Raw genomic sequence first — 21547 nt, 5'->3', positions numbered from 1 at the left:
CCTGGCATCACCATCTGAACACCTGGAACTCATACAGCGAATAGCCGTACGACGTCGCCCGCTGAGTCCCCGTGACACGGACGTATCTGGCCGGTGCCGGCGCGAACCGGACCACGTCCTCGCCACCGTTGCCGGCCGTCGTCGCGTACACCTGTTGCCACGTCGCCCCGTCCCGCGAGACCTCGACCTTGTACGCCTTCGCGTACGCCGCCTCCCACTGGAGCACCACCCGGCTGACGGTCTGCTCGTTGCCGAGATCAACCTTCAGCCACTGCGGGTCCGACCAGTCGCTGGCCCACCGGGTGTCCAGCTTCCCGTCGACGGCCTGCGCCGGCGGCGAGTTGTACCAGCCCTTCTCGTAACTGCTCGCGGTCGCGGTCTTCCCGGTCGCCAGGTTGCTGATGTCGTCGCCACGCCGCGCCGGGAACTCGACCACCTGCTGGTACGTCGGCCGGTTCACCCACGCGATCCGGTCCTGGGTGATGCCGCCCATCGGGTTGTGCGCGATCTGGTCGGCGCAGAACTGGTCACCGGCGGCGCAGTCGGCGGTCGCCGGGTACGTGGTCGTCGCCGGGACCTTGGTTGCCGCCAGCAAGGTGTCTGACAGCACCGCTCTACATCCCGCCAGGGTTCCACCTCCGCAGAACGTGACCGGTTGCGACGCCTTCACCGGGTCGCCGAGGACCTTGCGCATGTCTCGCTGGACGAAGCCCCACCAGCCGCTCTGGAACGACGAACCTTGGGCGCTGGGCCGCTCGTCGATCTTGAGGTTGGCGGTCAGTGCGCCGTAGAGGCTTGGTCCGAGGTCCTTGAACTCTGTCGGGACAAGCAGGGGCCACCAAGCGTCCATCAGTTCGATTGCGTCGGCGTGGTCATAGGTGCGAGACGACGCGTTGGGGGTCTTGCGGTGCACGCCAGACTGTTGCCACGCCGTCAGCTTGGTGACTGCGTCGGCGACGGCCGGGTCGGTGATCGGGGCAGACTTCAGGACGCGCAGGAGGTACGGCAGCACCTGGTCGCCGCGGAGGTCGACGGTGGCCGCGTCCTCCATCGCCTCGACCAGCTTGCCCCGGGTGAACTTCTGGCCGCTGTTGATGACCGCCTTGATCCGGTCGTCGAGCGGCTGGCTGCGATAGACCGCGTTGTAGCCCCACTGCCCGTCCGACGCGGAGTACCCCGGTGCCTGCTTGTTGTTCCAGCTGGTCAGGTAGTCCTGGTTGACGACCTGCGGGTGCTGCGCCGGCGGCGTGTACGTCGCGCGGTTGGTGTCCGGGTCCCAGCCCTTCCACTCGTACGAACTCCAGGTCGGCAGGTTCGGGTCGGCGCCGTCCGCGCGGACCGGGTTGTCCCCGGAGTTGAAGTACGCGATCGAGTCCTTGTCGGTGTAGAACCAGTTGAACGTGTACCCGATGTTCGCCGCGGCCCGCTGGAAATCGGCGGCCGAGTGGATCCGGTCCGGGTCGTTGAACTGCATGAACCCGAGCGCCGACCCGGCCTCGTTGCCGTACGTCGACCGGTTCTTGGTGAACAGAACCGGCTTTCCGCCGACCGTTCCGCGATGCGTGACGATGCCGTACTTGGTGCGCAGGGCAACCAACGTGTACGAGCCGGCCGGCTCCGACGAGCCGAGGCTGGCGTACCAGGAGTTGTGCCGCTCCAGCCGCTCGATCGGTACGCACTGGCCGCGGAAGACGTAGTACTGCGAGGATTTCGTCGGCGTTCCGCCACCGGGTTCGCACAGCGGTACGGCGAACGTGTCGGTGATGTCCTGGCCGGCAGACGTCGCGCTCCACGAGTAGTCCTGGCCGCGACCGATCAGCGTGTAGAAGTTCAGGCCGGCAAAAGCGATACCGCGCGAGCTGACGCCGGGGCCTTGCAGTTCCTGGCGCATCAGCAACTGCGGCGCGAAGTACCCGGTCTGCGGGCCGTAGACCGCGATCGGGTTTCCGGACTGCGTGTGCGCGCCGGAGACGAGCAGCGCGTTCGACATTGCCTTCTTGCCGAAGCCCTCCGGGAAGAGGCCCTTGTCGAAGATCCCCTTCAGCGCTTCGGATCCCGCGGGCGCAGGCTTGGCGGCGGCGGCCTTGTTCGCGGTCTGGTCGATCACCTCGGGTTCCGGGGTGACCGAGCCGCGGTCCGGCATCGCGCGTCCGGCCGGGTTCGGCCCGGTGGTCCCGTACGGGAAGGTGGTGCCGTTGTGCACCGTCGTACTGGCCTCGGGGTCGTTCTGCGAACGGAACGACTCCCACACCTTGGTGCCTTCGGCAACGCCGTACTTCGCCTGCGCCTCGAGCAACGCCAACGCCGACGTGACCTCCGAGCCGCCGCCCGTGCCGAAGATGCCGGCGACGACGGCCGCGGTCGCGACCACGTCGGTCACCTTCCAGTGCGGGGTCGGCCACTGCAGACCGAGGGCGACGTACTCACCTGGGTACGCGATGCCGACCGTGTCGATGTAGTGGTTGACGCCGTCGACCCAGGCCTGGATGTCCTCCTGCATCTTCACGCCGTCGGCGCCGTACAGCTTCGGCGCGTCGTCGAACTGCCGCTGCAGGTCGGCTTCGGTGTACGGCGCGGTCCGCCAGAACTCCTGCTCGAACTCGCGGTTCGCCGCGGCACCGCCCGCGAACGGTGTCAGCTGACCGCGCCCGAGGTGCCGGAACACGTCCATCACGAACAACCGGTCCTGGGCGCCGGCGTACCCGGCTCCGAACATCGTGCCGAGCCGCGTGCTCCCGAAGATGTGCGGGATGCCGCGCGACTTGTCGCGGATGATCGTGACGTCGCTGCGCGGCTGGACGGTGCTTGCCACGTCGTCCGGTTTCACCCCGAACGACGAGTCGTCGAAGTACGGCGCGAGCCCGTCGTCGGTGATGCCCTGCGAGTTCCAGACCAGGTCCTGGTACGGCTTCAGGCTGTCGCTGAAGTGCGCCGGACGGACCCCTAACGCCTTGAAAGCAAGGAGATCCGTGAACGTGGCGTTGCCGTTCTGGCCCGGCGGCAGGATGTCGCGACATTGCCCTAGGCAATAGTCATCGGGGGTGGCGCCAACGGCTTGTGGACTGGCTTGGGTCGGTGTCGGCAGGGCTGCGACGACGGCGGTGACGGCGACCGCGGCGAGCGCGGTCCGAAGGCGGGTTCGAAGTGCGGGGCGGGGCACGTTCCCTCCTCAGGTCGGTAAAAGTGAGGATGACTCACCAGTAGCTTGTGGTCAATAACTCGCACCGACAGAGTCTCGCCAATTGCGGTCCGTGACCACTACGCTCAGCTACACCATGAGCATCCACGATCGTTATCGATTGAGTGTGGTGATCAACGCCAAGGGGACTTACACGCCACTGGGGGTGTCGCGGAGTTCCGACGGGGTCGCGCAGGCCGTCGCACAGGCTTTACCTGAGTTCTTCGTGATGGACGAGCTGGGCGACCGCGCCAGCGAGGCCATCGCGCAGGTCACCGGCGCGCAGGCAGGTGCCGTCGTGCACTGCACCGCGGCCGGTGTCACGCTGGCGGTCGCGGCCACGATGACCGGCGGCGACCCTCGCCGTACGGCGGCGTTGCCGGATGCAACCGACATGCACAACCGCGTCGTGCTCCCGGCCTGCCACGTGGTCGACTACGGGCACTCGAACCTCCAGGGCATCCGGCTCGCCGGCGCGCAGGTGGATCTGGCCGGCGACGAGGACGGCTGTACGATCGCCGACCTGGAGGCCGAGCTCGACGGGCCGGACGTGGCGTGCCTGATGCTGGTGTCGTCGCGGCTCACCCGGGGCGAGCCGATCGATCTGGCGGCGGCGATCAAGGCCGCGCACCGCCGTGGCGTACCGGCGATCGTCGACGGCGCGGCACAGTTCCCGCGGATCGCGGACCTGCTCGCGACCGGCGCGGACCTGGTACTGGTCAGCGGGCAGAAGTACCTCGGCTCGCCGACCGCCGGACTGGCCGCCGGGACCTGGTCGCTCGTCCAGGCGCTCCGGGCCCAGGAGAAGGGCATCGGGCGGGTGATGAAGCCGACGAAAGAGGCGATCGTCGGCGTCCTCGCGGCGCTCGAGGAGTGGCAGGCGTTCGACCGGGTGAAGTGGCAGGCGGACGAGCGCGCGAAGGTGGATGCGTTCGTGGCCGCGGTGTCGCGGATCCCCGGCATCACGGTCGAGGCCGTACCGGATCCGACCGGCCTGCAGGTGTCACGCGTACTGCTCAAGGTCGCCGACGCGAAGCGCGTCGCGACCGAACTGGAAGCCGGTACGCCGCCGATCTATGTGATGACGGACCGGATGTCCGAGGGCGAGCTGATGCTCGAACTGATCCCCTTGGACGCCGACGAGATCGAGACCGTCCTCGCCCGGCTCTGGGCGGTGCTGGACTGACCCGTTGAACAAAATGCGGTGGCCCGGCACAGGTTATTTCCTGTGCCGGGCCACCGTTACTTGTGCCAGGTCCCGACGGACGGCTCAGTGCTGGTAGGACTTTCCGCCCTCGTAGCGGTTGCCGTCGCGACGGGGGCCGTTGCCATTGCGGCGCGGTCCGCTGCCGCCGCGACCCTCGTGCCCACGGCCCGGGCGGGTGCTGCCGAAGCGGCGGCCGCCCTTGTTGTTCCGCGGCTTCGGGGCCGGCAGCTTCACCGGGTACCCGGACGGCTTGTTGCCGCCGGTCAGCCCGGTCATCACCTCGTCGCCCGGACGGACCCGGACCGGCTCGACGTCGACGCCGGCCGACTCGGCCAGCCGGACCATCCCGCGCCGCTGGTGCGGCAGTACGAGCGTCACGACGGCGCCCTCGCCGCCGGCCCGCGCAGTGCGGCCGGCCCGGTGCAGGTAGTCCTTGTGGTCCGCCGCCGGGTCCGCCTGGACGACCAGGCCGACGTCGTCGACGTGGATACCGCGGGCCGCGACATCCGTTGCCACCAGCACCGGCACCGAACCGTCCTTGAACTGCTCGAGCGTCCGGTTCCGCGCGCCCTGGGTCAGGCCGCCGTGCAGTGCCGCGGCCAGCACGCCCCGGTCCCGCAGCTGGGTGGCGACCCGGTCCGCGCCGAGCTTGGTCCGGACGAACACGATGGTCCGCCCGTCCCGGCTGGCCAGCTCCGCGGTCAGCGACTGCTTGTGCGCCGGCTCGATCACCAGCAGGTGGTGCTCCATCGTGGTGACGGCAGCCTGCGCGGCGTCGGTCGAATGGATCACCGGGTCCTTCAGGTACGTCTTCACGATCGTGTCGACGTCGTTGTCGAGGGTCGCGGAGAACAGCAGCCGCTGGCCCTCGGGCGGGGTCATGTCGAGCAGCGTGGTGACCGCCGGCATGAAGCCCATGTCGCACATGTGGTCCGCCTCGTCCAGCACCGCGACCTCGACCGCGCCGAGGTCGGCCGCGCCCTGCTCGCACAGGTCGATCAGCCGGCCCGGGGTGGCGATCAGCAGGTCGACACCGCGCCGCAGCGCCTCGATCTGCTTCGGGTACGGCAGGCCGCCGGCGATCAGCTTCAGCGACACGTTCATCACGTGCGCCAGCGGCTCGAGCGCGTCGTGCACCTGCATCGCGAGCTCACGGGTCGGTACCAGGATCATGCCGCGCGGACGGCGCGACTCGGTCCGGCCACCGGCCAGCCGCATCAGCGTCGGCAGGCCGAAACCGAGCGTCTTGCCGGAACCGGTCTGGCCGCGGCCGAGTACGTCCTTGCCGGCCAGCGCGTCCGGGATGGTCGCGGCCTGGATCGGGAACGGCGTGGTGATGCCGTCCCGGGCCAGTCGCTGGACCAGCCGCGGGGCGAGCCCGAGCGCGGCGAACTGGTTGTCGTCGGCAACAGTACCGAGGTCCTCCACCGGCTCCGCGGAGCGGATCGGCTCACCACGGCGAGCCTCCTGCGACGCACGCCGCACAAACGGCTTCTCGTCCCGCCGATACTGCGACCGGTCGTCCCGGTTGTACTGCGAACGGTCGTCTCGGCTGTACTGCGACCGGTCGTCGCGGTTGTACGACGGCCGCTCGTCGCGGTCGTACCGCGCCCGACTGTCGCCGCCACGGTCATCCCGGCGGAACGACTGGTTCTCACCACGGTTGTAGGAGGAACGGTCATCCCGATTGAACCGCGGACGCTCGTCCCGGTTGTAGGACGAACGCTCGTCCCGGCTGTACGACGAACGGTCGTCCCGGTTGTACTGCGAACGGCTGTCCGACCCGCGATCATCCCGGCGGAACGACTGCTTCTCACCACGGTTGTAGGACGAACGGTCATCCCGATTGAACCGCGGACGCTCGTCCCGGTTGTAGGACGGTCGCTCGTCTCGGTTACGGTCGTACGTACGCTGACCGCGGTCGGCGCGGGGCTGCTCGGAGCGGTAACCCTTGACCGGGCGGTTCTCGCGAGGTGCGTCGTACGTCGGCTCCGCGGCAAGGCGTTCGCCGTACGACTGGTTCTGGTGCTTCTTGTGCCGCGGCTTCTTGTTCCGCCCGTCGGCGGAATCGGCGTCGAACTGGTGGTGCTGGGTCACGCAAACTCTCTCTCGTATTCACGGACGAGGGGCGCCGGATCGCAGCCGCAAGCGAGCGCCGGTCACGAAACATGACCGGACAGCAACGTGCAAGCAGGAGACGGGCATCGACCTGCGGGTGCTATCGCGTTGCACCCATGTCGCCGGAGTTTTCAGCCGGATGCTGAAACCGACGGGTCGGAGCGCCTGGAAAATCTCTGGTGACGCGACGCGCGCACCGACACCACAAAAGTATAACCGATCGTGACGGCCACCCCGACCACATCGGACCAGCCACTCAACTGGTCCGCTCCCACACCTCAAGCATGCTTGAGTGTTTGGAACCCCGTTCTAGGGTGGCGGTATGTCGGAGGAGAACGTCCCGAGCAAGGAGCACTGGCTCTCGATCGGGGAGATCGCGCAGCGGTCCGGGGTGGCGGCGTCGGCCTTGCGGTTCTACGAGGACCAGGGCCTGATCGCGTCCCGCCGTACCGCCGGGAACCAGCGGCAGTACCAGCGCAGTACGCTGCGCCGGATCGCGTTCGTGCAGGCGGCCCAGCGGGTCGGGCTGGCGCTGGCCGAGATCAAGCAGGCGCTGGACTCGCTCCCCGAGGACCGGACGCCGACCCGCGCCGACTGGAGCAAGCTGTCGAAGTCGTGGCGCAGCCGTCTCGACGAGCGGATCTCCGAGCTCGAGCGCCTCCGCGACGACCTCGACACGTGCATCGGCTGCGGCTGCCTGAGCCTGCAACGCTGCAACCTCTACAACAAGGAGGACCGCCTCTCCACCCGCGGCCCCGGCGCCCGCCTCCTCAACGTCGGCATCCCCGGCGAGGCCTAGGCGCTCCAAGGCAGGTCATAGCTCGGGTGGTATGGCCGGCATAGAACGATCTGCGTGAATCGCGGGTTATCCCCAGGGTTTCGGGAGAAGCGGTGCGGAACGGGCCGAGTCTTGGGAGCATCCGATGGTGGCGATCGGTAATCCGCCCGTCGCTATCCGCCACCGATTCGGAGTGAGGCCCTCCATGTCGCATCGCCGTATCATCGCCAGTCTCGCGGCGCTCGCCGCCGCCGCACTGGCCGTACCCGCGCTCGCAGCGTCCCCCTCGACTGCAGCGCCGGCCAACGTCTCGACCGCCGCGAGCCGCGCCGCGTACGTCGGCTCCCCGCAGGACGAAGCCGCCACCAAGGCGTTCTACGACGCCGTGATGAAGTCCGCCCGCGCCAAGATGGCCAAGCAGGCCGCGAAGGGCCGGAAGGTCACCGCGGTGACGGTCACGTACGCCGTCGACGCGCCGACGTTCGCGTCCCAGATCTCCTCCAGCACGCAGATCTGGAACTCGTCGGTGAGCAACGTGAAGCTCGTCGAGGGCAGCAACTACGACTTCTACTACACCGAGGGCAACGACTCCCGCGGCTCGTACGCGTCGACCGACGGCCACGGCAGCGGGTACGTCTTCATCGACTACGCGCAGGCCGACCAGTACGACAAGACCCGGATCGTCGCCCACGAGACCGGCCACGTCCTGGGCCTCCCCGACCACTACTCCGGCCCCTGCTCCGAACTGATGTCCGGCGGCGGCCCCGGCCCGTCCTGCACCAACCCCTACCCCGACTCCACCGAACGCTCCAAGGTCAACTCCTTGTGGGCCAACGGCTTCACAACCGCCGGCGCCTTCCACCTCTCCAAGTAACCCGGAGCCTGTCTTGGGGAGGATCTTCTGCCCGATCGGGCACAAGATCCTCCCCAAGCTCAGCGGACCGGGCCGGTGGAGGCGCGGACGACCAGTTCGGGGCGGAAGAGGAATTCGGTGTGGGGGGTGGTGTGGCCGCGGACCTCCTCCAGGAGGGATTGGACTGCGGCGAGGCCCATGGCCTGGACGGGTTGGCGGATGGTGGTCATCGGGGGGTCGGTGAACTCCATCATCGGGGCGTCGTCGTAGCCGACTACCGAGATGTCGCCGGGAACCGACAGACCGCGCCGGCGGGCGGCCCGGATCACGCCGAGCGCCATCATGTCGGAGCCGCAGACGACCGCGGTGACGTCCGCGTCGAGGAGTTGGCGGCCGGCCGCCGCGCCGCCCTCGACGCCGAACATGCTCAGGGCAACCATCGGGTCCAGGTCCTCGTCGGACAGGCCCAGCTGCGCCTTCATCGAGGTCCGGTAGCCGGCCAGCTTCCGCTGTACGACGATGAACCGCTCCGGCCCGGACGCGAACCCGATCCGCCGATGCCCGAGGGACACGAGGTGCGAGACGGCGAGTTCCATCGCGGCGTACTCGTCCGACGACACGAACGGCGCTTCGACCGACGGCAGCCAGCCGTTCACGAACACCACCGGGAGATGCCGCTCGACCAGCGCCTGGTAGCGAAGGTGGTCCGCGCCGGTGTCGGCGTGCAGGCCGGAGACGAAGATGATGCCGGAGACGCCGCGCTCGAGCAGCATCTCGACGTACTCCTCCTCGGTCGCGCCGGACGGGGACTGTGTGCAGAGCACCGGGGTGTACCCACGCTGCGACAGCGCCGACTCGATCACCTGCGCGAACGCCGGGAAGATCGGGTTCATCAGCTCCGGCATCACCAGCCCGATCAGCCCGGCGGACCGCCGCCGCAACCGGGCCGGCCGTTCGAACCCGAGTACGTCCAGAGCGGTCAGGACGGACTGTTTCGTGTCCTCGGCGACCCCCGGCTTCCCGTTCAGCACCCGCGAGACCGTCGCCTCGCTGACCCCCGCCTTGGCCGCGATGTCCGCCAGCCGCGCTCTACTGCTCACGCGGGGCACTGTACCCAGGCCGGGCTGACATTTCAGCAAGATCCTGCAAGAACTTGCAGACTGCGCGGGGGTGTCCACTCCGTGAACAGAATGGACACATCACACCCCACAAACCTTGTCAGGACGAGTGGGCCCGGGCGAGGATAGGCGGACTCCCCCGCCCGGAGGAGAACCTTTACTCGGATCGTCCGGCACGTTCCTGCCGGTGAAGGGAAGTACAGTCATGGCTACTGTGTCGTTCAAGGCGGCTACCCGGGTCTACCCCGGTTCGGACACCCCCGCCGTCGACAAGCTCAACCTCGAGATCGAGGACGGCGAGTTCATGGTGCTCGTCGGCCCGTCGGGTTGTGGTAAGTCCACCTCGCTCCGGATGCTCGCCGGCCTCGAAGAGGTCAACGAGGGTTCGATCTACATCGGCGACCGCGACGTCACGCACCGTCCGCCGAAGGAGCGGGACATCGCGATGGTGTTCCAGAACTACGCGCTCTACCCGCACATGTCGGTCGCCGACAACATGGGCTTCGCGCTGAAGATGCAGGGCGTCTCCAAGGAGGACCGGGCGAAGCGGGTCGGCGAAGCCGCCAAGCTGCTCGGCCTGGAGGAGTACCTGGACCGCAAGCCGAAGGCGCTGTCCGGTGGTCAGCGGCAGCGGGTCGCCATGGGCCGCGCGATCGTCCGTAACCCGCAGGTCTTCCTGATGGACGAGCCGCTGTCGAACCTCGACGCCAAGCTGCGGGTGCAGACCCGTACGCAGATCGCCGAACTGCAGCAGCGCCTCGGTGTCACGACCGTGTACGTCACGCACGACCAGGTCGAGGCCATGACGATGGGTGACCGGGTCGCGGTCCTCAAGGACGGTCTGCTCCAGCAGGTCGACACCCCGCTGAACCTGTACGACAACCCGAAGAACAAGTTCGTCGCGGGCTTCATCGGCTCGCCGGCGATGAACCTGCTGACCGCCGACATCGCCGAAGGCGGCGCCAAGTTCGGCGACTACGTGATCCCGATCGGCCGCGACATTCTCGCCAAGGCCGGCAGCGACAAGACCCTGACCGTGGGCGTTCGTCCGGAGGCCTTCAAGGTCGCCGACGAAGGCGTGCCGGTGAAGGTCGCCGTGGTCGAGGAGCTCGGCGCGGACGCGTACCTGTACGGCACCGCCGACCACGACGGCGAGTCGCAGCAGATCGTCGCCCGCATCGACGCCCGCATGCAGGTCGAGAAGGGCTCCACGGTCCGCCTGGCGGCGGTGCCGGAGAAGCTGCACCTGTTCTCGACCTCCACCGAGGAGCGGCTCACCGCCTGATCCTCAGCAGTACTCCCTACCGGCCTCGGGTGGCTTGTCCATCCGGGGCCGGTGGCTTGTGCAGCCGGTCCGCCGGGTCCATGTTGGTCTGCTTCAGCAGGTAGTGCGGGCGCTTCTTGGTCTCGTAGTAGATCCGGCCGATGTACTCGCCGATCAGCCCGAGCATCACCATCTGCAGCCCGCCGAGGCCGGTGATCGCGGCGATCAGCGTGACGTACCCGGGCATGTCGACGCCGTGCAGGATCGCGGCCACGAGCACCCAGACGGCGTACCCGGCCGCGACCGCGGTGAGCAGCAGGCCGATGTAGATCGCGGCCCGCAGCGGCTTGTTGTTGAACGACAGCAGCCCGTCCAGCCCGTACTCGAACAGCCGCCGGAACGTCCACCGGCTCTTCCGGTCCGCCGGCGCCTTCACGTTGTCGTACTCGAACAGGATCGACTCGAACCCGATCCAGGCGAACAGGCCCTTGGAGAACCGGTTGTACTCGTCCAGCTCGAGCAGGCCGTCGACCGCGCGCCGCGACAGCAGCCGGAAGTCGCCGACGCCGTCCATCAGCTCCACGTCGGCCCACTTGTTGATCAGCCAGTAGTACGCCCGGGAGAACAGCGTCCGGGTGGCCGGGTCGCCGGTCCGGTTCCGCCGCGCGATCACCTGGTCGAAGCCCCGCTCGTACTCCTCGAGCATCCGGCCGATCAGCTCCGGCGGGTGCTGCAGGTCGGCGTCCATGATCACGACCGCGTCGCCGGTCGCGTACCGCAGGCCGGCCAGCATCGCGGCTTCCTTGCCGAAGTTCCGGCTGAACGAGAGGTATCTCACCGACTCGTCGGTGGCTGCCAACCCGACGAGCGCGTCGAGCGTCCCATCAGAACTACCGTCGTCGACGTAGACGACCTCGTACGGACGTCCGGTCCCGGCGAGCTCCCGGCTCAGTGCCTGATGGAACCGGGAGATCACCTCGACCTCGTTGTAACACGGCACCACCAGACTCAACCGCATCGTTGTCCCCATCCGCCCCGTACGTCGATCATGATGCGATTCTTGTCCAGACCAGAACTACCCGCTAGCTTTGGCGGCCGAACGATCGGAACGAAGGGGCGGCCAATGGTTTCCGAGGACGCTGTCGAAGGACAGAGCGGGCGGGGGCGCTCGGCCCTGCTGCCCGCCGGCGTCGCCGCTGTCGTCGTGGCGGCGGTGTTCGTCGCCTCCGGAGTCATCCGCGGTACCTATCCCTTCGGTTCGCTGTCCCGCAGTACCAACGATCTTGGCACGCAGTACATCCCGTTCTTCGCCCACCTCTGGGACGTCCTGCACGGCCAGGGCCAGGGCGACCTGCTGTTCAACTGGCAGAGCGCCTTCGGAGTCGGCTTCCTCGCCGACCTCGGCGTCGACCTCGGCAGCCCGCTGTCCCTGCTGGTCGGCCTGTTCCCCCGGGACAAGGTCGACCTCGCCGTCTTCGTCATCACCACTCTCAAGCTCAGCCTGGCCGCGGCCGCGATGACGGCCGCACTACTCAAGATGCGTCCCGGCCCCCGTTGGGTTGCAGCCATCCTGGGTGTCTCGTACGGCGTCTGCGGCTGGGCGCTCGACGACGGATCCTACGTGCCGATGTGGCTGGACGGTCTGACCGCCCTGCCGATGTTCTTCCTGGTCGCGGAGTGGTCACTGCGCCGGACCAACCGGCTGCTCAGTGTGCTGGTGGTCGCCGTCTTCTGGCTGTCCAACTTCTACACCGCCTACATGGCAACGTTCGCGGGTGGCATCTACCTGCTCGCCCGGGTGCTGAGCAGCAGCGACCTGAGCTGGTCGTGGCGGCTCCGGTCGCTCGTGCGGCACGGGGTCTCGTTCGCGCTCGGCATGGCCCTGGTGGCGCCCATCCTGCTACCGATCATCCTCGCGAACCGCGCCGCAACGCCGTCCCCGTCCGGGATCTTCCACCCCTCCGCGATCGACCTGTTCCTGTCCCGGCTGCTGCCGATCACCGAGGGCGTCGGCAAGACCGCGAGCCTGTACGTCGGCACGATCGCGCTGCTGCTGGCGCTGACGATGCCGTTCAACAGGTTCGTCCCGTGGCGCCCGAAGGTGGTCTGGGTGATCACGATCGTGGGCGTCGCCTGGTCGTTCCGGTGGGCACCGACCCAGGAGTTCTGGCACGCGTTCGACACCCCGAACGGCAGCCAGTACCGCGAGGCGTTCGTGCTCTGCGGTCTGCTCGTGGCAGTCGCGTGGGTCGCGGTCGCGCACAAGCTGCCCGGTCCGCTCGCGTTGCTCGGCGGCGGCGCGCTGCTCGCACTGATCGCCGTACTGTCCGACGGCAGCCCGTTGCTGAAGGAGCACTGGAAGCCGGTCCTGATCGCTTCCGGAGCGACGACTTCGGTTGCGTTCGGCACCATTTGGCTGCTGCGCCGCAAGCCCGGTCCGCGGCGGTTGCCGGTGGCGGCGGCGTTCGCCGTACTGCTGGCCGTTGTCGCGCTCGAGACCACGTGGACCGCTGTCGTCACGGACGAGTACCGCAGCAAGGTGCTCAGCACGTCGGCGGACCCGTGGAACGCCGCGCGGACGAAGCAGTACGACGCGGTGCGCGCGGCTCAGGACTGGCCGAAGTACCGGACCGATCCGGGGACGTCGGTGACGCCGAACGACCCGATGCTGCTCGGCGGGCAGGGCGCTGGCCTGTACAGCAGCCTGCTGCCGTACTCGGTGAACCAGATGATGACCACGCTCGGATTCGGCTGGTCCGGGTACGGGCGCGCGTCGCGGACGCTGGACAACCCGGTGACCGACGCGATCTTCTCGGTCGGCGCCCGGATGCGGTTGGTCGGCAACGGGATACCGCAGATCTCTCACAAGACCGTGCCGCCGCTGGTCACGGTCCGGCGGCGGCTCGACCCGGCGACGCCGGCCGACACGAACACCCCGAACCCGTACGTCGCGCAGGAGCGGCTGCTCGGCTCGACGGTGTACGAGGTCCCGGACTACAAGGGCACCCGATTCGCGACCGGTGACGTCAAGCTGGTCGCGAAATGCGCACCGACGAGCATCGCGTACCTGTACATGCCGCGCGTCGGCGGCCGCGCCCGGCTGGACGGCGGCGACTGGCACGAGCTGAGCTCGACCCGCCGGCCCGGCATCAACACCAGCAGCGCGATGATCGAGCTGGGCGCCGTACCGAGCACCGGGATCGTACTGATCGAGGTGAACTTCGGCGCGGACCCGCAGGGCATCCCGGCGCACAACGCGATCGGCTGCCTGAGCCCGGCGGCCCTCGACAAGGCGGTGCACGGCCTGATCGCGACCGGTGCGACCGACGTGAAGGCCGGCGGTCACTCGATCCACGCGACGCTGCCCGCGGACAGCAAGGGCTGGGCGATCGTGTCGGTACCGAAGATCGACGGCTGGACCTGCCGGGCCAACGGCGGCAAGGCCCAGGTCCCGAGCGACTTCGGCGGCCTGATGGCCGTTTCCCTGAACGGTACGGCGAGCCGCGTCGACTGTACGTTCGTCCCGCCGGGGCTGCGGCGCGGGCTCGCGATCGCGGCGGCGGCCGCCGTACTCGCGCTCGGGATCGCGGGGATCGGCGCGGTACGGCGGCGACGTCCTACGAGTTGATGTCGCGGCGGTAGAAGACCCAGCCGCCGGCAGCCACGACGACTGCCGTCAGGATCGCCAGGTACCAGGCGCCGTGCTCGAACGAGAGTGACCGCTGCACGTAGTCGCAGGTGTAGCTGCCGTCGCTGCCCGTCTTGCAGTCGTTGACGTAGTACCTGGTGCCGTGCAGGACGAACGCGTCGAAGTTGACCTTCACCAGCCACGGCTGGGCCTTGTCGAGGAACGCTGCGAACACACCCTCGACGAGCACCAGGTACCCCATCACGACCCCGATCGCGGCGGCAGTGTGCCGTAGCAGCAGCCCGACGACGCCGCCGAGCGCGGCCGCGAGTGCGGTCGTCACCGCGGCCCGTCCACCGGTCGCGACGAGATGGCCCCAGACCTTGGCCGTCGTACTCGCGTCGCCCAAATGCTTGACGATCAGGAAGGTGCCGAGCAGCAGGATCGCCAGTATCACCGCGGCGATCGGCAGGAACGCGAGCGCGGCCGCGGACAGTTTGCTGCCGTACACCCGGAGCCGGCGCGGTTCGAACGTCAACCAGTTGCCGATGGCACCGGAACTGAACTCGGCGCCGACGAAGCTCGCCCCGATCAGGAACGCGGCGAAGGCCAGGAAGTACGACGTACCCTGGAAATGTTCCGGCATGATCTGCGCGAACACCGTCCGCGGCTTGCCGAAGTCCTCCAGCCGCGGCTCCGGATAGGAGCACATGTCCTCGAGCGACGGCTTCGGGTCGGGTTGCGTCTTCCAGTCCTCCGCGCACTGCTTCCGCATGTCGTCCCCGTGCTCGACCCAGTCCTTGTGGGCGAGCTCGTACTGCTGCCGCGCTTGCTCCTGCTCGGTCGGGGACTGGGGCCGCGCGTTGAACCAGGTGGCGGTCAACAGCAGCACCGTGAGCAGGAACAGCCCGACCAGGCCGATGACGGTCAGGCGGCGGGCGATCAGCCGATGCAACTCGACCTTGGTCAGGCGGATCATGCCAGTCCCTCGCCTTCGGTGAGCTCAAGGAAGACGGATTCCAGGTCGGCGCGGACGGGGACCAGCTCGGACACGTACAACCCCTCGTTCGCAAGGGTGCGGGTCACCCCGGCCGGGTCCTGCGTCTCCACCAGCAGGTAGTTGCCGTCGGCCCGTACCGCCAGACCTGCTGTCGTCAGCACGTTTGCCGCCTTGTCATGGTTGTCGACAGCAACCTTCACCTTGGCCGCCGCGCCGCCGCCGATCACCTCCGCGACCGTACCGGACGCCAGCAGCCGCCCGTGCCCGATGATCGACACCGTGTCCGCGACCTGCTCGACCTCGGCCAGGATGTGGCTGCTGACCAGCACCGTCTTCCCCTGCTCACCCAGCCCGCGCATGGTCTCGCGGATCTCCCGGATCCCCGCCGGGTCGAGCCCGTTCGTCGGCTCGTCGAAGATCAGCAGGTCCGGGTCCTTCAGCAACGTCGCCGCAATCGCCAGCCGCTGCTTCATCCCCAGCGAGTACGTCCGGAACCGGTCGTCGCCCCGCTCGCCCAGGGACGTCTGCTCCAGCACCTCCCCGACCCTCGCGCGTGGCGCCCCGATCGCCTCGGCCAGCAGTTCGAGGTTCTTCCGCCCGCTGAACGCCGGGAAGAACTTCGGCGACTCGACGATCGCCCCCACCCGGCCGACCACCGCCGGCAACCCGTCCGGCACCGGCGTCCCGAACACTGTCATCGTCCCCGCGTCAGCCCGCACCAGCCCGAGCAACATCCGGATCGACGTCGTCTTCCCCGACCCGTTCGGCCCCAGGAACCCGTGCACCCCACCCGCCGGCACCTCCAGATCAAGCCCCTGAACCGCCACCACCTTCCGCCCCCGCCGCGTCCGATAAGTCTTCCGCAACCCCCGCGTACTGACCGCCACGCCCGTCATCCACACCCCTCTCGTCCCTCAGCAGACGCACAGCCTGACACCTTTGTTCGCCCACCGCATGCAACGACTGCACGGCGAGCTGATCGAACTCGGTCGCCGGACCGCCGGCACTCACCAACCTCGTGCGCAAGGTACCCCCAGGTGGTATCCGGTCGGAACTTGCTTTAGATACCCGGAGGGGGTAACTTCTTCGTCGTGGAGATACCCCCGAGGGGTAGCTGACGAGAAGGGGGTCGGGAAATGGCCGGCGAACACGTGCATGGATACACCGCCAAGAAGGACAGCCATCTGAAGCGGTTGCGGCGGATCGAGGGGCAGGTTCGCGGGTTGCAGCGGATGGTCGAGGAGGACAAGTACTGCATCGACATCCTGACCCAGGTGTCGGCAGCCACGAAGGCGCTGCAGTCGTTCTCGCTCGAGCTGCTCGACGAGCACCTCTCGCACTGTGTGGTCGAAGCCGCGCAGAAGGGCGGCCCCGAGGCCGACGAGAAGGTCCGGGAAGCGTCCGACGCCATCGCCCGCCTCGTCCGCAGCTGAGCATCTCCACAATCCAACCAATTCGAGCAAGGAGCACTCATATGAGCACCACTACGACCTACTCCGTGGCCGGTATGACCTGTGGGCACTGCACTTCGGCGGTGACCGAGGAGATCAGCAAGCTCGTCGGTGTGCAGGAGGTCAAGATCGACCTCGTCGCGGGCGGCACGTCCGCCGTGCACGTGACGAGTGAGTCCGCGCTCGACGAGGCCGCCGTACGTGAGGCTGTCGACGAGGCGGGCTACGAACTGGCGGCGTCGTGAACCGGGCCGCTGCGCTCCGGCTCGGCGCGTTCGCCGGTGCGGTCGCGCTGGCCTTCGGGGCGGCGTTCGGCATCGGGTCCGCGATCGAACCGATCGCGGCGGCCGGCGACACCTCCGCGGCCGCGGGCACGCAGCCCCACGGAGAGGAGATGGGTGGCATGCAAGGACACGAGGCGGGTGGGCAACTGCCCGGGCTGGCGGTGTCTGACTCGGGGTACACGTTCGCGCCGGCGAACACCTTGTTCACGAGCGGGACGAAGACCCAACTGAGATTCATGATCAAGGGACCGGACGGCAAACCGGTCACGCAGTACACGAAGACCCACGAGAAGGACCTGCACCTGATCGTGGTCCGGCGGGACCTGTCCGGGTTCAAGCACGTGCACCCGACGATGGCCGCGGACGGTACGTGGAGCATCCCGTTCACGTTCACCGCCGGCGGGACCTGGCGGCTGTACGCCGACTTCCAGCCGGCCGGGCACGACGGCACGATCACCCTCGGTACGGACGTCAACGTCTCCGGGATGTACGTACCGGTCCCGGTTGCCGACCCGGCGAGCGTCTACAGCTTCGACGGGTACGACGTGACGCTGCAGGGCACTCCGGTCGCGGGCAAGGAGTCCGAGCTGACGTTCGAGGTCAGCAAGGACGGCAAGCCGGTCACCGATCTGCAGCCGTACCTCGGCGCCTTCGGGCACCTGGTCTCGCTGCGCGGCGGCGACCTGGCGTACCTGCACAACCACCCGGCCGAGCACGCCGACCCGGGGTCGAAGGGCGGTCCGGAGATCACGTTCGGGACGACCTTCCCGACCGCGGGGACGTACAGCCTGTTCCTGGACTTCCAGCACGCGGGCGCCGTCCACACCGCCGAGTTCACGGTGAAGGTCGACTCGACCGGCACGGCGATCGTTCCACCAGCAGCACTACCGACACACGACGAGAAGGAGGCACACGACCATGAGCCAGTCCGTTGAGCTCATCATCGGCGGGATGACGTGCGCCTCCTGCGCCGCCCGCGTCGAGAAGAAGCTGAACCGGATGGACGGCGTCACCGCGACCGTGAACTACGCCACTGAGAAGGCGAAGGTGACGTTCCCGGAGGGTGTCTCGACCGACGACCTGGTCGCCACCGTCGAGCAGACTGGCTACACCGCAGCCCTGCCGACGCCGGCGGTCTCCACGGAGGCCGAGGAGCCGGACGAGCTGAAACCGCTGCGTCAGCGGCTGATCGCGAGCATCACGCTCGCGGTGCCGGTGATCGCGTTCGGGATGATCCCGGCGCTGCAGTTCGACTCGTGGCAGTGGGCGTCGCTGACGCTGGCGTTCCCGGTGGTGACGTGGGCGGCCTGGCCGTTCCACAAGGCCGCCTGGACGAACCTGCGGCACGGCGCCGCGACGATGGACACGCTGATCTCACTCGGTGTGGTGAGCGCGTTCCTCTGGTCGGTGTACGCGTTGTTCGTCGGCGGCGCCGGCGCGCCCGGGATGAAGATGCCGTTCACGCTGATCCCGTCCCGGGGCGGCGGTGCGGAGGAGATCTACCTCGAGGTCGCGGCCGGCGTCACCACGTTCATCCTCGCCGGCCGGTACTTCGAGGCGCGGGCCAAGCGCCGCTCGGGCGCCGCGCTCAAAGCACTGCTCGAGCTCGGCGCGAAGGACGTCGCCGTACTGCGGAACGGCACCGAGACACGGATCCCGGCCGATCAGCTCGTCGTGGGTGACGAGTTCGTCGTACGGCCTGGTGAGAAGATCGCCACCGACGGCGTGATCGTCACCGGCAGCAGCGCCGTCGACGCGTCCATGCTGACCGGTGAGTCCGTACCGGTCGAGGTGTCTCCTGGCGACGCGGTCGTTGGTGCGACCGTCAATGCCGGCGGCCGGCTGGTCGTCCGGGCGAGCAGGGTCGGCGCGGACACCCAGCTGGCGCAGATGGCGCGACTGGTCGAGGACGCGCAGAACGGGAAGGCCGCCGTACAGCGGCTGGCCGACAAGGTCTCGGGGATCTTCGTCCCGATCGTAATCGGCCTGGCGCTGGCAACGCTCGGGTTCTGGCTCGGCAACGGTTCGCCGGTCGAGGTCGCGTTCACGGCAGCGGTCGCCGTACTGATCATCGCCTGCCCGTGTGCGCTGGGCCTGGCCACGCCGACCGCGTTGATGGTCGGTACGGGTCGGGGCGCGCAGCTGGGCATCCTGATCAAGGGGCCGGAGGTGCTGGAGTCCACGCGGCGGGTCGATACCGTCGTACTCGACAAGACAGGCACTGTCACCACGGGCCGGATGGAGCTGGTCGACGTACTGCTGGCGCCTGGTCAGGAGCGTTCCGAGGTGCTGCGGTTGGCGGGCGCGCTCGAGCACTCGAGTGAGCACCCGATCGCGCAAGCCGTGGCACGGGCCGCGGCGGCCGAGGGCAGGCTGCCCGACGTCGAGGACTTCGGGAACGTCGAAGGCCTTGGTGTGCAGGGGATCGTCGACGGGCACGCCGTACTCGTCGGGCGGACGCGGTTGCTGGAGGAGTGGAGCCAGCACCTGCCTGCGGAACTGGCGCACGCGAAGGAACACGCCGAGGCCGAGGGCAGTACGGCGGTCGCGGTCGGCTGGGACGGCGAGGCACGGGCCGTACTGGTCGTCGCGGACACCGTGAAGCCGACGTCCGTCGAGGCGATCCGGCAACTTCGCGAGCTCGGGTTGCGGCCCGTACTGCTGACCGGCGACAACGAGGCCGTTGCGACGAAGGTCGGTGCCGAGGTCGGCATCGACGACGTGATCGCCGAGGTACTGCCGGCCGGCAAGGTCGACGCGATCAAGCAACTGCAGGACCAGGGCCGGGTGGTCGCGATGGTCGGCGACGGCGTGAACGACGCGGCCGCGCTCGCCCAGGCCGATCTCGGCCTGAGCATGGGGACCGGTACGGACGTCGCGATCGAGGCGAGCGACCTCACCCTGGTACGCGGTGACCTGCGCGCGGCTGCGGACGCCATCCGGCTCTCCCGCAGCACGCTCCGCACGATCAAGGGCAACCTGTTCTGGGCCTTCGCCTACAACGTGGCCGCCCTACCGCTCGCCGCCGCCGGCCTCCTCAACCCGATGCTCGCCGGCGCCGCGATGGCCTTCAGCTCGGTCTTCGTAGTGTCGAACAGCCTCCGCCTACGCCGCTTCAAGCCGCTCACCTGATCCACGCGGTCGCATCACTGGGAAGCCTGCCGTCGTCGAGGGGGATGCTGGAGATCAGTACCTCCTCGTGCGACGGCAGGTCGACCGCGGCACTGTTCAGGTTGGCCACACACGTCAACCGCTCCCGCCGGAACACCAGCACATTCGGCCCGGACTCCAGCCACGCCAACGCACCATCACCCAGCAGCTCCCGGCGCAGCTTCAAACCGGTGCGGTACAGGGTCAGCATCGAGTTCTGGTCGTCGAGCTGGGATTCGACCGTCAGGTTCTTCCAATCGGCCGGTTGTGGGAGCCACGGTGCTCCGGTGCCGAACCCGAACGGCGGCTCCTGCCCCGACCACGGTAGGGGCACCCGGCAACCATCTCGCCCGCGATCGGCGCCCTTCGAGCGCGCGAAGATCGGGTCCTGCAAGACCTCGTCCGGCAGGTCCTCGACCTCAGGCAGTCCCAGCTCCTCGCCCTGATAGACGTACAGACCACCGGGCAGCGCCATCGCCAGCAACGCCGCGGCGCGGGCCCGCCGCTCCCCCAGCACCAGATCGGTCGGCATCCCGTGCTTACGGTCCTGATGCGAGAACGACGTGTCCGCCCGCCCGTACTTCGTCACCGGCCGCGTCACGTCGTGGTTCGAGAGGACCCAGGTCGGTGGGGCGCCGATCGGGACGTGGGTGGAGAGCGTGAGGTCGATCGAGGCGCGCATCTCGGCCGCCTCCCACGGGCGCGACAGGAAGTCGAAGTTGAACGCGGTCTGCAGCTCGTCCGGGCGCAGGTACAGCGCGAACCGTTCCTGGTCGGGCATCCACATCTCGCCGACGAAGAACCGCCCGTCGTACTGGTCCGAGATCCGCCGCCACCCGCGGTACACCTCGTGCACCTCGTCGTGATCGGTGTACGACTCCTCGACGCTGTCGAGGTCCTTGAACAGTACGGCGGCGCTGTCGATCCGGATGCCGTCGACGCCGCGGTCCAGCCAGAACCTGAGGATGTCGTGGAACTCCTCCACCACCTCGGGGTTGCGCCAGTTGAAGTCGGGCTGCTCCGGCGCGAACAGGTGCAGGTACCACTCGCCGTCCTCGACCTGGGTCCAGGCCGGCCCGTTGAAGATCGACTGCCATTCGTTGGGCGGACCATCGTTTCGGCCGGGGCGGAACAGGAAGCGTTCGCGCTCGGGTGATCCCGGTCCGGCCTGCAGCGCCTGGAGGAACCAGTCCTGTTGGTCGGAACCGTGGTTGGGGACGATGTCGATGATCGTCCGGATGCCGAGCGCGTGCGCCTCCGCGATGTACGCCTCCGCCTCGGCCAGCGTCCCGAACGCCGGGTCGATCGCGCGGTAGTCGGCCACGTCGTACCCACCGTCGGCCATCGGCGACGGGTACCAGGGGTTCAGCCAGATCGCGTCGATCCCCAACTCGGCCAGGTACGGCAACTTCCGCCGCAGCCCGGCCAGATCCCCGACCCCGTCCCCGTTCCCATCCGCGAAACTCCGCAGATAGACCTGATAAATAGCAGCTCCCCGCCACCATTCGTCCGCCATCA

At 68.5% G+C, this 21547-nt stretch carries 16 protein-coding genes; 9 read left to right on the top strand and 7 right to left on the bottom strand.

What is annotated here, in order from left to right; genetic code table 11:
• Positions 1 to 7 precede the first annotated feature (7 nt).
• Entirely contained in the window at positions 8 to 3160 is a 3153-nt protein-coding gene (locus ACFYRU_RS25445; protein ID WP_387663054.1) for a penicillin acylase family protein, read from the bottom strand.
• Positions 3161 to 3275: 115 nt separating this feature from the next.
• Here ACFYRU_RS25445 and ACFYRU_RS25440 point away from each other — a divergent pair, with 115 nt between their 5' ends.
• Positions 3276 to 4364, top strand: coding sequence for an aminotransferase class V-fold PLP-dependent enzyme (locus tag ACFYRU_RS25440; RefSeq protein WP_387663052.1), 1089 nt, complete (start codon positions 3276 to 3278; stop codon positions 4362 to 4364).
• A gap of 84 nt (positions 4365 to 4448) precedes the next feature.
• Here the strand turns inward: ACFYRU_RS25440 and ACFYRU_RS25435 are convergent, their stop codons facing one another.
• The gene (locus ACFYRU_RS25435; RefSeq protein ID WP_387663050.1) at positions 4449 to 6482 is read right to left on the bottom strand and encodes a DEAD/DEAH box helicase; all 2034 of its coding nucleotides are present in this window, start codon (positions 6480 to 6482) and stop codon (positions 4449 to 4451) included.
• Positions 6483 to 6825: 343 nt separating this feature from the next.
• On the opposite strand from ACFYRU_RS25435, the gene soxR reads away from it, so the two are divergent.
• Together soxR and snpA are read left to right on the top strand one after the other, a co-directional pair.
• A complete protein-coding gene (soxR, locus tag ACFYRU_RS25430; RefSeq protein ID WP_387663049.1) occupies positions 6826 to 7302 on the top strand; it encodes a redox-sensitive transcriptional activator SoxR in 477 nt (158 codons plus the stop codon).
• 184 nt (positions 7303 to 7486) lie between these two features.
• Positions 7487 to 8155, top strand: coding sequence for a snapalysin (gene snpA / locus ACFYRU_RS25425; RefSeq protein ID WP_387663047.1), 669 nt, complete (start codon positions 7487 to 7489; stop codon positions 8153 to 8155).
• Between the two features lie 59 nt (positions 8156 to 8214).
• Here the strand turns inward: snpA and ACFYRU_RS25420 are convergent, their stop codons facing one another.
• Entirely contained in the window at positions 8215 to 9234 is a 1020-nt protein-coding gene (locus ACFYRU_RS25420; protein WP_387663045.1) for a LacI family DNA-binding transcriptional regulator, read from the bottom strand.
• 223 nt (positions 9235 to 9457) lie between these two features.
• Here ACFYRU_RS25420 and ACFYRU_RS25415 point away from each other — a divergent pair, with 223 nt between their 5' ends.
• Positions 9458 to 10537, top strand: coding sequence for an ABC transporter ATP-binding protein (locus ACFYRU_RS25415; RefSeq protein WP_387663043.1), 1080 nt, complete (start codon positions 9458 to 9460; stop codon positions 10535 to 10537).
• A gap of 16 nt (positions 10538 to 10553) precedes the next feature.
• Here the strand turns inward: ACFYRU_RS25415 and ACFYRU_RS25410 are convergent, their stop codons facing one another.
• Positions 10554 to 11534: a glycosyltransferase family 2 protein gene (locus ACFYRU_RS25410; protein WP_387663042.1), complete on the bottom strand. Its 981-nt coding sequence runs from the start codon at positions 11532 to 11534 to the stop codon at positions 10554 to 10556.
• Positions 11535 to 11639: 105 nt separating this feature from the next.
• Here ACFYRU_RS25410 and ACFYRU_RS25405 point away from each other — a divergent pair, with 105 nt between their 5' ends.
• A complete protein-coding gene (locus tag ACFYRU_RS25405) occupies positions 11640 to 14144 on the top strand; it encodes a YfhO family protein (protein WP_387663040.1) in 2505 nt (834 codons plus the stop codon).
• Here the strand turns inward: ACFYRU_RS25405 and ACFYRU_RS25400 are convergent.
• Complete coding sequence (locus tag ACFYRU_RS25400; RefSeq protein ID WP_387663038.1) at positions 14134 to 15123, bottom strand: ABC transporter permease subunit; 990 nt, start codon at positions 15121 to 15123, stop codon at positions 14134 to 14136. The two genes, ACFYRU_RS25405 and ACFYRU_RS25400, sit on opposite strands and share 11 nt — an antisense overlap.
• A complete protein-coding gene (locus ACFYRU_RS25395) occupies positions 15120 to 16040 on the bottom strand; it encodes an ABC transporter ATP-binding protein (protein WP_387663036.1) in 921 nt (306 codons plus the stop codon). Before ACFYRU_RS25395 ends, ACFYRU_RS25400 begins: the two co-directional genes overlap by 4 nt.
• 240 nt (positions 16041 to 16280) lie before the next feature.
• Between ACFYRU_RS25395 and ACFYRU_RS25390 the strand changes: the two genes are divergently transcribed.
• From ACFYRU_RS25390 to ACFYRU_RS25375, 4 genes are read left to right on the top strand one after another with little or no spacing between them, the layout of a single operon-like run.
• Positions 16281 to 16577, top strand: a complete 297-nt coding sequence (locus ACFYRU_RS25390; protein ID WP_387663034.1) for a metal-sensitive transcriptional regulator — start codon at positions 16281 to 16283, stop codon at positions 16575 to 16577.
• 41 nt (positions 16578 to 16618) lie between these two features.
• Positions 16619 to 16840 carry a heavy-metal-associated domain-containing protein gene (locus ACFYRU_RS25385; RefSeq protein WP_387663032.1) on the top strand — a complete coding sequence of 74 codons (222 nt, stop codon included), beginning with the start codon at positions 16619 to 16621 and terminating at the stop codon, positions 16838 to 16840.
• A complete protein-coding gene (locus ACFYRU_RS25380; RefSeq protein WP_387663030.1) occupies positions 16837 to 17814 on the top strand; it encodes a hypothetical protein in 978 nt (325 codons plus the stop codon). Before ACFYRU_RS25385 ends, ACFYRU_RS25380 begins: the two co-directional genes overlap by 4 nt.
• Complete coding sequence (locus ACFYRU_RS25375) at positions 17798 to 20011, top strand: heavy metal translocating P-type ATPase (protein ID WP_387663029.1); 2214 nt, start codon at positions 17798 to 17800, stop codon at positions 20009 to 20011. Before ACFYRU_RS25380 ends, ACFYRU_RS25375 begins: the two co-directional genes overlap by 17 nt.
• Here the strand turns inward: ACFYRU_RS25375 and ACFYRU_RS25370 are convergent.
• Positions 20004 to 21545: a glycoside hydrolase family 13 protein gene (locus ACFYRU_RS25370; protein ID WP_387663027.1), complete on the bottom strand. Its 1542-nt coding sequence runs from the start codon at positions 21543 to 21545 to the stop codon at positions 20004 to 20006. The two genes, ACFYRU_RS25375 and ACFYRU_RS25370, sit on opposite strands and share 8 nt — an antisense overlap.
• Positions 21546 to 21547 lie beyond the last annotated feature (2 nt).

The organism is Kribbella sp. NPDC004536, from assembly GCF_042873835.1.
Lineage (GTDB): Bacteria > Actinomycetota > Actinomycetes > Propionibacteriales > Kribbellaceae > Kribbella.
The sequence above is the reverse complement of the archived record's forward strand: the minus strand, read 5'-3'. Positions and strand labels throughout refer to the sequence as shown.

Coding starts and splice junctions, on each gene's coding strand:
- snpA (WP_387663047.1), top strand. CDS start 7,487: ATGTCGCATCGCCGTATCATCGCCAGTCTCGCGGCGCTCGCCGCCGCC.
- ACFYRU_RS25410 (WP_387663042.1), bottom strand. CDS start 11,534: ATGCGGTTGAGTCTGGTGGTGCCGTGTTACAACGAGGTCGAGGTGATC.
- ACFYRU_RS25375 (WP_387663029.1), top strand. CDS start 17,798: ATGAGCCAGTCCGTTGAGCTCATCATCGGCGGGATGACGTGCGCCTCC.
- ACFYRU_RS25440 (WP_387663052.1), top strand. CDS start 3,276: ATGAGCATCCACGATCGTTATCGATTGAGTGTGGTGATCAACGCCAAG.
- soxR (WP_387663049.1), top strand. CDS start 6,826: ATGTCGGAGGAGAACGTCCCGAGCAAGGAGCACTGGCTCTCGATCGGG.
- ACFYRU_RS25395 (WP_387663036.1), bottom strand. CDS start 16,040: ATGACGGGCGTGGCGGTCAGTACGCGGGGGTTGCGGAAGACTTATCGG.
- ACFYRU_RS25390 (WP_387663034.1), top strand. CDS start 16,281: ATGGCCGGCGAACACGTGCATGGATACACCGCCAAGAAGGACAGCCAT.
- ACFYRU_RS25370 (WP_387663027.1), bottom strand. CDS start 21,545: ATGGCGGACGAATGGTGGCGGGGAGCTGCTATTTATCAGGTCTATCTG.
- ACFYRU_RS25400 (WP_387663038.1), bottom strand. CDS start 15,123: ATGATCCGCCTGACCAAGGTCGAGTTGCATCGGCTGATCGCCCGCCGC.
- ACFYRU_RS25415 (WP_387663043.1), top strand. CDS start 9,458: ATGGCTACTGTGTCGTTCAAGGCGGCTACCCGGGTCTACCCCGGTTCG.
- ACFYRU_RS25405 (WP_387663040.1), top strand. CDS start 11,640: ATGGTTTCCGAGGACGCTGTCGAAGGACAGAGCGGGCGGGGGCGCTCG.
- ACFYRU_RS25385 (WP_387663032.1), top strand. CDS start 16,619: ATGAGCACCACTACGACCTACTCCGTGGCCGGTATGACCTGTGGGCAC.